Here is a 10,112-nt window from a genome sequence, read left to right as displayed (position 1 = left end):
GATCACGGCGCTGGAGGACGCCGAGGTGGTGCTGGTGGACGCCGCCTGAGACGGCTGCCTGTGGCGGTTTGGGTCCCTGGCTGGGGCGACCAGGGACCCGTTCCGCACGTCCGCTGTCTTCTGGAGGGAGAGCTTTAGCGGGCGGCGAAGCTTTGCGAAGCTTGCTCGAGGCGGGCGACCTTCAGCACGGCCAGCTTGTCGCCGAGCTCGGCCTTCACACCGGCGAGGCAGGCGGTGCGCTTTTCCAGGGTCGCTTCCGGCAGGCAGAACTTGCGGGTCGCCACATCGGCGCGCCGGTTGAACTCGGCCACGCCCTGCGGAGTCAGGACGTCGATGTCGGCCACCTTCACCATCGTGGCGGCGTGCGATGCGGTGGCCAGGGCGGCGATCGGGAGTGCGGCGAGCGCCAGCATCGCGGCGCCGGAAATCTTGGAAGCGAAGTCTTGCATGGTCGTATCCCTCTGAGCGGTTGCGCGGCCCCCGTCGTTGTCCGGTGGCAGGGAACGGATACTTCCGTGCGTCGAATATTCCTCGTGAATAGGGAGTAATGACGGTGATTTAAGAAAGTTACGGCGACTTAATACTTTAACACTGTGTAATCCGCCGTCAGCCCGGCCCGCCACGACGCACGGCCGTGCGGCGCTCAGTGCACTGCGGTGGGCGCCACGAGGGTCTCATGCCAGTCGCCGTCGGCGTCGCAGATCAGCACCGGCCAGGGCATCTCGATCAGGCGCATCCAGTCGCCCGCCGCGGCGAGGGCTTCGTCGCGCGTGTCGTAGGCGCCCAGGTCGCCGCATTCGGCGTCCTGCAGAACCCAGAAGCCGCTCCTGGCGCGCACGGTAAAGTCGAACATCCAGCCAGTCCTCAATCCATGCGCATTGTCGCCCGGGTTGGTTTCGCATTCACGAAGACCGGAGGCCGCAGTGGCTGCGGCGCGTCCGCGCAGGTAGAGGCCGAGTCGCAAACGGCGCCGGAACCAAGGCCAAGCTTATGAATTTAGGAATGGGGGAGGCCAAATCCGGGCGCCGCCGGGAGATGCACGGTGACGCGCGAAGCCCGCGACATTCACGCCGTGTTCAACTAGACCTTGCTGGAATGAAGGAATGGCCGATCACGATTCTCACCCGGGCGCCGGAGTCCTCGCAATGACTGCTCCTCCGGACCTCTCCGGCCTGCGCGTTCTCGTCGTCGAGGACGAGATGATGGTCTCGATGCTGATCGAGGACATGCTGAGCGACCTCGGCTGCACGGTCGTGGGACCGGCGTCGCGGCTGGACGAGGCGATCGAGCTGGCCAATACCGCCGAACTGGACTGCGCGGTCCTCGACGTGAACCTGGGCGGCCAGCCGATCTTCCCGCTGGCCGATCTGTTGCGGGAAAAGGGGCGGCCCTTCGCCTTCGCCACCGGCTACGGCGACGCGGGCCTGCGCGACGTGGATCGCGGATCTCCGGTGCTGCAGAAGCCGTTCCGGGAAGGTGACCTGGCCCGCGTCCTCGGAGAGTTGCGGACCCGCGCGGGTTAGATCCTAGAGGTACGGGAAAGACTGCCCGGCCCAGTCACTGAGCAACAGGCTAAACGAACCCACCAACGCTGCGACTGACAGCAGGATCTTCACGGCTTGGGTCTCCTCGTTCAACACCCGTATCGATGTTGTCTGAGCAGATAGAGTGGAGCTTCGGCCGGAAACAGTCCCGTTTGCGCATAGGTGTTCTGCACTTTTGGCGGAAGCCCCCAGGCCTTGGGTAAGGCTGGCTAGCGACCCTGGGCTATGAGCCCTGCCAGCAGCTTATCCGGCGTGATCGGATAGTCGCGCACCCGCACCCCGCAGGCGTTGTAGACGGCGTTGGCCACGGCCGCCCCGGCGCCCGAGTTGCCCAGCTCGCCGACCCCCTTGATGCCCATCGGATTGGCCTTGTCGTCCACCTCGTCGAGCATGATCGCGTCCACCTCGCCGATGTCGGCCTGCACCGGAACCAGGTACTGGGCCAGATCCTGGTTCAGGAACGAGCCATAGCGGACGTCGACCGGGTTGGCCTCGGTGAGCGCCGAGGCGGCGCCCCAGATCATGCCGCCGGTCAGTTGGCTGCGGGCCGTCGCGGCGTTCAGGATGCGGCCGGCGGCAAACACCCCCAGCATCCGGCGCACCCGCACCTCGCCGGTGACCGGATCGACGCCGACCTCTACGAAGTGGCTGCCGTAGGTCTGCGTGCTCCACTGCTGGGCGTCCTGCGCGGGGCGGACCTCCCCCTCGACGGTCAGACCGTCCGGCGCGGCGCGGCGGATCAGGTCGGACAGGGTTTCCGAGCGGTTGGAGATGGCGATCACGCCGTCCTGGAAGGTCACCTCGTCCGGCGCTCCGGCGTGCAGCGGCGAGCCCGGATCGCCCGTGGCCAGCTCGGCGATGGCCGTGCGCAGCTTCATCCCCGCCATCAGCGCCGCCGAGCCGGCGGTGGCGGCGCCGAACTGGCCGCCCGAGCCGGGCGCTGGCGGCAGTTCCGAATCGCCGATCTCCACCCGCACCTGGCCCAGCGGCACGGCCAGGGTCTCGGCGGCGATCTGGGCCAGGACCGTGTAGGTCCCTGTGCCGATGTCGGTCATGCCCTGGCGCACCACGATCGTGCCGTCCGGCTCCACCGTGAAGCTGCACTTGGCCGGCAACAGGAAGTTGCCGCGGATCGCGGCGGCCATGCCCATACCCACCAGCCAGCGCCCGTCGCGCACCTGGCCCGGCGTCGGCAGCCGACGATCCCAGCCGAACAGTTGCGCGCCCTCCTTCAGGCAGCGGACCAGCTGACGCATGGAGAAGGGCCGACCGTTCTCCGGGTCGACCGCCGGCTCGTTGCGGATGCGTAGCTCGAGGGGATCCAGCCCCAGCTTCTCGGCCAGTTCGTCCATAGCGCACTCGAGGCTCATGGTCCCGGATGCTTCGCCCGGCGCGCGCATGGCGCCGGCGGCCGGAAGGTCCAGGCGGACCAGCCTGTGTCCCGTCAGCCGGTTGGGGGCTGCGTAGAGGGCGCGGCAGAAGTTGGAGGCGTGCTCGGTGAAGTTCCCACCCTTGTGGCAGTGGGTCCAAGTCATCATCGACATCGCGTCGAGCGTCCCGTCCCGGCTCGCCCCCAGTCGCACACGCTGCACGGTCGCGGGCCGGTGCACCGTGCCGTGCATCATCTGCTGGCGGGTGAAGGCCACCTTCACCGGCCGGCCGAGCGCCTTGGCGCCCAGGGCCGCCAGTGTCAGGTCGTCGTAGGTCTGGCCCTTCCCGCCGAACCCGCCGCCGATGTAGCGGGTCATCAGGTGGACGTTGTCGCGCGGTATGCCGATGGTCTCGGCGAGGCCGTGCTGAGCCGGCTTCACCATCTGCACCGAGGTATGGGCGATGCACTTGTCGCCCTCGAACCAGACCAGCGAGGCGCAGGGCTCCATCTGGCAGTGGTTCTGGATCGGCGTGGTCCAGGTACCGTCGACCTGCACCGCGGCGGCCGCGAAGCCGGCGGCGAAATCCCCGATCTCCACATCCTGCTCGCCGGGCGGCTGGCCGGCCTCGTCCAGGCGGGCGAGGAAGTCCACGTCCGGCGCATCGGCGTCGTAGGTCAGCTTGACCAGATGCGAGGCTGCGACGGCGTTCTCCAGGGTGTCGGCGATCACGAAGGCCACCGGCTGGCCGAAGTAGGCGACCCGCTCGTCCTCCAGCGCCGGACGCGACCCGGCCGAGCTGCGGGGATGCGCCTTGGTCCCGCGCGGCGCCTGTTTCGGGACGTTGAGGTGGGTCCAGACAGCCAGCACGCCGGGCGAGGCCTCGGCCGCGGCGATATCGGCGCCGGTGATGCGGCCGGCGGCGATCGCCGCGCCCACCATCACGCCATAGGCCGGCGGCGACGGCGGCTGCACCTCATAGGCGTAAGGCGCGGTCCCGGTGACCTTCAGCGGGCCCTCGTAGCGCTCGACCGCCTTACCGATCAGGCCGGTGCGGTTGGTCTTTACCGGATTGGTGACATCCCAGTCGTGGACGGAGGTCATCAGCCCCTCCCGTTCGCATCGTCGATCGCCGCGGCCGTCAGGCGGGCGACCAGTGGAACCTTGAAGTCGTTGCGCCCGAGAGGGCTCGCCCCCTCCAGCTCCCTGGCGATCGCCTCGGCGGGCGAGGCGCCGGCGGCCAGGGCGCCCTCGGCTGCGCTCGCGCGCCAAGGCTTGTGGGCCACCATGCCCAGCGCCACCTGGCCGCCGGCCACGGCCACGCTGGCCAGGCCGCCGGCATAGGAAGCCCGGTCACGCACCTTGCGATAGGTCTGCCCGCCCGCCGGCGGCGGCGGCAGCACCACCGCGGTGATCAGTTCACCGGGGATCAGCTCGGTCTCCAGGTGCGGGGTGTCGCCGGGCAGGTAGTGGAGTTCGCTGACCGGGAAGCTCCGCGGCTGGCCCGACGGCGACAGCGCCTCCACCCGCGCGTCGAGCGCGACCAGGGCCACGGCCATGTCGGAGGTGTGGGTGGCGATGCAGGCGCGGCTGGCGCCGAAGATCGCGGCGTTGCGGTTCAGCCCCTCCAGGGCCGCGCAGCCGGCGCCGGGACGGCGCTTATTGCAGGGCTTGGTGGTGTCGTAGAAGTAGGGGCAGCGGGTGCGCTGCAGCAGGTTGCCGGCGACACTGGCCTTGTTGCGCAGCTGCGGCGACCCGCCCGCCACGATGGCCTCCGACAGCACCGGGTAGCGCGCCCGCACCGTCGCGTCGGCCGCCACGGCGCTGTTCGACGCCGCCGCCCCGATTCGCAGGCCGCCCACGGCCGTGGGTTCGATCGCGGCCATCGGCAGGCGGCTGACGTCGATCAGGTGGGCCGGCGTCTCGATCTCCAGCTTCATCAGGTCGATCAGGTTGGTGCCGCCGGCGATGAACCGCGCGCCGGGCGTCAAGGCGGCGGCCCTGGCCGCGGCCTCCGCGCTTGTCGCCCGCTCGTAGGTGAACGGCCTCACGCCATCTCCTCCGCGGCGCGCTGGATGGCGGCGATGATCTGGGGATAGGCGGTGCAGCGGCAGATGTTTCCGCTCATCCGCTCGCGAATCTCTGCGCCGGTGAAGTCGGGCTTGGCGCCAGGCGCGGTCTCCTGGCTCGGGACGCCTGCCTCCAGCTCGCGCAGCATGCCCAGCGTCGAGCAGATCTGGCCCGGAGTGCAGTAGCCGCACTGGAAGGCATCCTCGGCCAGGAACGCCTGCTGCACCGGATGCAACCTGCCGACCGTGCCCACCCCCTCGATGGAGACCACCTCGTCGCCATCGTGCGACACCGCCAGCGTCAGGCAGGAATTGATCCGCGCGCCGTTCACCAGGACGGTGCAGGCGCCGCACTGGCCGTGGTCGCAGCCCTTCTTGGCGCCGGTCAGCTTCAGGTGCTCGCGCAGCATGTCGAGCAGGGTCGTGCGCGTGTCGAGGTCGAGCGACCGCGCCTCGCCGTTGACGGTTATGGTCGTCCGCAAGCCGTTCCTCCCGCGTCGGGCCGCACGTGGCGGCTCTTGATGTCAGTCCCGAGCCTGGCGGGGCCCCTACCCCTCCCCAGGGGCGAGAGCCTTCACCGACAACGCGTGGACCGGGCCGGCCAGTTCCTCCGCGAGCGCCCGGTAGACCATCCGCTGGCGCGCCACCTTGTTCGCCCCAGCGAAGGCCTGGGCCTCGATCGTGACGTTGAAATGGCTCTCGCCGCCTTCGCGCGCGCCGGCGTGGCCTGAGTGTCGGGCGGAGTCGTCGACCACCTCGAGCCGGATAGGCTGGAACGCCGCCTGAAGCTTGTCTTGGATGGCGGCAATTATGGCGCCCATTGGCATGCTCTTCAATTCTTGTACGGAAGTTTCTCCCCCCCATACTTGGCTCATGGCCGGCGCGTTTCAATACAAGCCCAAATTCGTCGACATCCGCGTGCGTCCGCCGTCGGAAAAGGACGAGTCGAAGGACGACGTGAACGCCCTGAAACCGGGCGAGCGGGCCTGTGACCACCCGGACTGCCGCGTGGCGGCCACGGCGCGGGCCCCCAAGGCCCGCGACATGCTGCACGAGCACTACTGGTTCTGCCAGCCGCACGCGGCGGAGTACAACCGCAACTGGAACTTCTTCGCCGGCCTGTCCGACGCCGAGATCCGCCGGCGCCAAACCGACGAGCTGATGACCGGCGGACGGCCCACGTGGGACATGAAGGCCGGGCGCATGAGCCGAGAGGCCGCCGCGTTCGCCGCCAAGTTCGGCAAGGGCCAGGGTTACCGCGACCCGTTCGGCATGTTCGGCGGCGCCGGCCAGCAGGCTCCGCAAGCCGAGAGCCGCAAGCTGGGCAAGATCGAGCGCAACGCGCTGGCCGACCTGGACCTGGACGAAAACGCTGACGGCCCGAAGATCCGCGCCCGCTACACCGAGCTGGTGCGCCGCCTGCACCCCGACGCCAACAATGGCGACCGGTCCGGCGAGAACCGCCTGCAGCGGGTGATCCGCTCCTACCAGTCCCTGCGCAAGGCGGGGATGGTCTAGGTCCCTCGGCTAGCGTGCGTCGGAAGACAGCGCGAAGCCTTCGTAGCCCTTGGCCGCCACCTCGTTGCACTTGTCGCGATATACGGGGAAGCCGCCGATATAGGGCATGAACACCCGAGGCTTTCCGGGGACGTTGGCGCCCAGGTACCAGGAGTTGGCGTGGGGGTAGATGGTGGTGTCGGCCACCTCGTTGACGTGGGCCACCCATTCGTCCTGAGCCGTCTCGGTGGCCTCGATGGCGCCCAGTTGCCGCTGGCCCATGTACTGGATGCAGTCGGAGATCCACTCCACGTGCTGCTCGATGGCGACCGCCATGTTGCACAGCACCGAGGGGCTGCCGGGGCCGGTGACGATAAAGAGGTTCGGGAAGCCCGCGATCATCAGGCCGAGGTAGGTGCGCGGCCCGGCGGCCCACTCCTCCTTCAGCGCCTGGCCGCCCCGTCCGCGGATGTCGATCTTGCCCAGAGCGCCCGTCATGGCGTCGAAGCCGATCGCATAGACGATGGCGTCGACGGCGTATTCGCGCGCCGCGGTCTTCACGCCGGCCGGCGTAATCCCCTCGATCGGTTCGTCACCCAAGTCGACGAGGCTCACGTTCTCGCGGTTGAAGGTGGCGTAGTAGCCGGTGTCGACGCAGATCCGCTTGGAGCCGATCGGGAAGGTCTTCGGGACCAGCTTCTCGGCGACGACCGGGTCCTTGACGATGCCGCGGATCTTATCGGCCACGAACTCGCCCGCCGTCTTGTTCGCGGTCAGGTCGCTGATCAGGTCGGTGTAGGCGCCCAGCATCGCAAAGCCGCCGATCGCCCAGCGCCGTTCGTACTCCGCTCGCCGCGCCTCCTCGCTCACGTCGAAGGTCGCCACCTCGCCCTCCGCGGCCATCCGCAGCCCGAAGCCGGTATTCCGCGCCTCCTCACGGTACCGGGCGCGATTTGCGGCCCAGTCGGCGAGCACCTCGGGGTTCGGCGGGCCGTTGTGGGCGGGGATGCTGAAGTTGGGGGTGCGCTGGAAGACGGTGACGTGGTCGGCCTGGGCCGCGATCTGCGGGATCGACTGGATCGCCGACGAGCCGGTGCCGATCACCGCCACCTTCTGGCCCGTGAAGTCGACACCCTCCTTCGGCCAGCGGCCGGTGTGCCAGGTGGGGCCCTTGAAGCTCTCCTTGCCCGGGAACGCCGGCTCGTTGGGAACCGACAGACAGCCCGTGGCCATGACGCAGTAGCGGGCCGTCACGGTCTCGCCGGCGTCGGTGGTGATGGTCCAGCGGTTCGCCGTCTCGTCGAAATGGGCCGAGGTGACACGGGTCTCGAACTGGATGTCCCGCCGCAGGTCGAAGCGGTCGGCCACGTGGTTCAGGTAGGAGAGCAGCTCCGGCTGCGAGGCGTAGCGCTCGCTCCACTTCCACTCTGCATCGAGCTCGGGCGAGAAGGAGTACGAATACTCCTGGCTCTCGATATCGACCCGCGCGCCCGGATAGCGGTTCCAGTACCAGGTGCCGCCGACGCCGGTGGCGGACTCGTAGATCCGCGCCGTCAGTCCCTGCTGGCGCAGGCGATGCAGCATGTAGAGGCCCGAAAAACCCGCCCCCACGATCACCGCGTCGAAGCTCGTTTCGCCCGCCATGGTTCCGCTCCCGATAGGTTCTTTGCGGGCACGATACCGGAGTTGTGCGCCGCTGGGATGCCCCGACGTGGCGTAAGCTGGCGTTGCGGCTAAAGTCGTCGAAAATCGGGAGGTCACCAGATGTTCGTCCGCCACCTGCTCAGCGCCGCCGCGGGGGCCGCGCTACTGCTCTCCGGCGCCGCCAGCGCCGCGCCGAACGCGCTCAAATCCGTCGAGCTCTATGCGATCGACTGCGGGCGGCTCGACCTGCCCAATGCCGACGCCTTTTCGGACGACGGCGCCTACAAGGGCATGGCCAAGAAGATGGTCGTCCCCTGCTATCTCATTCGGCATCCGAAGGGCGACCTGGTCTGGGACACCGGCCTGCCGACCTCGAAGCAAATGCTGACCGATCAGCTGAAGCAGCTGGGCCTGGCCCCAGCGGACGTCGAATACCTCTCGCTCAGCCACGGGCACTTCGACCACATCGGCAGCGCGGGGCTGTTCGCGGGCGCGACCTGGATCGTCGACCCCGACGAGAAGGCGAGCCTCTTCAACGAGGCCGCGCGGAAGAGCCCCCAGTTCGCCGCCTATGCGTCGCTCGAGAACGCCAAGGCCAAGCTGATCGAGGCACCCACCTTCGACGTGTTCGGCGACAAGTCGGTGGTGATCTACCAGGCGCCGGGCCACACCCCCGGCCACACGGTGTTGCTGGTGCGCACCAAGGGCGCCGGCAATGTGCTGCTGACCGGCGACCTCTGGCATGTCGCCGAGAGCCGCGCGGCCAAGCGGGTGCCGCGGTTCAATTTCAACCGCGCCCAGACGCTGCAGTCGTACGAACTGGCCGAGAAGCTGGCCGCCGAAACCAAGGCCAAGGTGATCCGCCAGCACGTGCCGGAGGACTTCGACGCCCTCCCCAAGTTCCCAATGCCGTTGAAGTAGAGACCAGACCATGGGCGCCCTGATCAGCGGCAAACGCCGCCTCGAACTTTCAGACATGCAGGCCCGCGCGGCGCGGGCGGCGACGGGGTTCAAGAACCTCGGCATCGGTGCGGGCGACGTCATCGCGCTCTACCTGCGCAACGACTTCCCGTTCATCGAGGCCAGCACGGCCGCGGGGTTGCTGGGCGTCTACGCGACGCCGGTGAACTGGCACTACACGCCTGACGAGGCGGCCTACCTGTTCGAGAACTCCGGGGCCAAGGCGATCGTCATCCACGCCGACCTCATCGCACCGATCGCCTCGGTGCTGCCCCCCGGCGTGCCGGTGCTGGTGGTCCCCACGCCGCCGGAGATCGCCGAGAGCTACGGCATCACGCCGCCGCCGACCCCGCCGGGCATGCTGGAGTGGGATGCCTGGCTCGCGGGTTTCGAACCGTATGCGGGCGAGCCGTCGACCGGCGGCGGCACGGTGATCTACACCTCCGGCACCACCGGCCGGCCGAAGGGCGTGCGCCGCCACCCCCCGACGCCGGAGCAGGTGGAGGTGTACGGCCGCGTCCTGATGCGCGCCTTTGGCTTCTCGGGCTTCGGCGCGCCGCAGGACGTGGTCACCGTGGTGACCGGCCCGATGTACCACTCGGCGCCCAACGCCTATGGCCTGTTCGCCGCGCGGGCCGGTGGGACGGCGATCCTGCAGCCGCGTTTCGACCCCGAGGAGCTGCTGCAGCTCATCGAGAAGTATCGCGTCACGCACCTGCACATGGTGCCGATCATGTTCCACCGGCTCCTCAAGCTGCCGGAGGACGTGAAGCGGAAGTACGACCTGTCCTCGCTCAAGTTCGTCGTGCACGCGGCCGCGCCCTGCCCGCCCCCGATCAAGCGGGCGATGATCGATTGGTGGGGACCGGTGATCGAGGAGTACTACGGCGCGACCGAAGTCGGGGTCGTGGTGTCCTGCAACTCCGAGGAGTGGCTGGCCCACCCGGGGACCGTCGGCAGACCCATCCCCGAGGCCGAGGTCCGGGTCATCGACAAGGACGGCAAGGACGTGCCCCAGGGCGAGGTCG

At 68.8% G+C, this 10,112-nt stretch carries 11 protein-coding genes; 4 read left to right on the top strand and 7 right to left on the bottom strand.

Annotated features, from left to right (window positions below):
• Positions 1–134 precede the first annotated feature (134 nt).
• Together QZV94_RS19260 and QZV94_RS19255 are read right to left on the bottom strand one after the other, a co-directional pair.
• On the bottom strand, positions 135–449 hold the full coding sequence (locus QZV94_RS19260; protein WP_293680534.1) for a UrcA family protein: 315 nt from the start codon (positions 447–449) through the stop codon (positions 135–137).
• A gap of 194 nt (positions 450–643) precedes the next feature.
• The gene (locus QZV94_RS19255) at positions 644–853 is read right to left on the bottom strand and encodes a hypothetical protein (protein ID WP_293680531.1); all 210 of its coding nucleotides are present in this window, start codon (positions 851–853) and stop codon (positions 644–646) included.
• Positions 854–1,145: 292 nt separating this feature from the next.
• Between QZV94_RS19255 and QZV94_RS19250 the strand changes: the two genes are divergently transcribed.
• Complete coding sequence (locus QZV94_RS19250) at positions 1,146–1,523, top strand: response regulator (protein ID WP_293680528.1); 378 nt, start codon at positions 1,146–1,148, stop codon at positions 1,521–1,523.
• A 230-nt stretch (positions 1,524–1,753) separates the two neighbouring features.
• Here QZV94_RS19250 and QZV94_RS19245 read toward each other — a convergent pair whose 3' ends face one another.
• The 4 genes from QZV94_RS19245 to QZV94_RS19230 form a co-directional block, all read right to left on the bottom strand.
• Complete coding sequence (locus QZV94_RS19245) at positions 1,754–4,018, bottom strand: xanthine dehydrogenase family protein molybdopterin-binding subunit (protein ID WP_293680525.1); 2,265 nt, start codon at positions 4,016–4,018, stop codon at positions 1,754–1,756.
• Positions 4,018–4,965: an FAD binding domain-containing protein gene (locus QZV94_RS19240; protein WP_293680522.1), complete on the bottom strand. Its 948-nt coding sequence runs from the start codon at positions 4,963–4,965 to the stop codon at positions 4,018–4,020. Before QZV94_RS19240 ends, QZV94_RS19245 begins: the two co-directional genes overlap by 1 nt.
• Positions 4,962–5,465 (bottom strand): 2Fe-2S iron-sulfur cluster-binding protein, encoded by a 504-nt coding sequence (locus QZV94_RS19235; protein WP_293680519.1) that lies wholly within the window; start codon positions 5,463–5,465, stop codon positions 4,962–4,964. Before QZV94_RS19235 ends, QZV94_RS19240 begins: the two co-directional genes overlap by 4 nt.
• Positions 5,466–5,531: 66 nt before the next feature.
• Positions 5,532–5,804: a BolA family transcriptional regulator gene (locus QZV94_RS19230; RefSeq protein ID WP_293680516.1), complete on the bottom strand. Its 273-nt coding sequence runs from the start codon at positions 5,802–5,804 to the stop codon at positions 5,532–5,534.
• Between the two features lie 52 nt (positions 5,805–5,856).
• Between QZV94_RS19230 and QZV94_RS19225 the strand changes: the two genes are divergently transcribed.
• Positions 5,857–6,501, top strand: a complete 645-nt coding sequence (locus QZV94_RS19225) for a DnaJ domain-containing protein (RefSeq protein ID WP_293680513.1) — start codon at positions 5,857–5,859, stop codon at positions 6,499–6,501.
• A 9-nt stretch (positions 6,502–6,510) separates the two neighbouring features.
• On the opposite strand, the gene QZV94_RS19220 is transcribed toward QZV94_RS19225, so the two are convergent.
• Positions 6,511–8,124 carry an NAD(P)/FAD-dependent oxidoreductase gene (locus QZV94_RS19220; RefSeq protein WP_293680510.1) on the bottom strand — a complete coding sequence of 538 codons (1,614 nt, stop codon included), beginning with the start codon at positions 8,122–8,124 and terminating at the stop codon, positions 6,511–6,513.
• Positions 8,125–8,244: 120 nt separating this feature from the next.
• Between QZV94_RS19220 and QZV94_RS19215 the strand changes: the two genes are divergently transcribed.
• Together QZV94_RS19215 and QZV94_RS19210 are read left to right on the top strand one after the other, a co-directional pair.
• Positions 8,245–9,045 (top strand): N-acyl homoserine lactonase family protein, encoded by an 801-nt coding sequence (locus QZV94_RS19215; protein WP_293680507.1) that lies wholly within the window; start codon positions 8,245–8,247, stop codon positions 9,043–9,045.
• 10 nt (positions 9,046–9,055) lie between these two features.
• On the top strand, positions 9,056–10,112 hold a 1,057-nt coding region (locus QZV94_RS19210), incomplete at its 3' end, for an AMP-binding protein (protein ID WP_293680505.1).

The sequence above is a fragment of the uncultured Phenylobacterium sp. genome (assembly GCF_902826855.1).
Lineage (GTDB): Bacteria > Pseudomonadota > Alphaproteobacteria > Caulobacterales > Caulobacteraceae > Phenylobacterium.
Note: the sequence above shows the minus strand (reverse complement) of the source record. Positions and strands in the feature narration are given on the sequence as shown.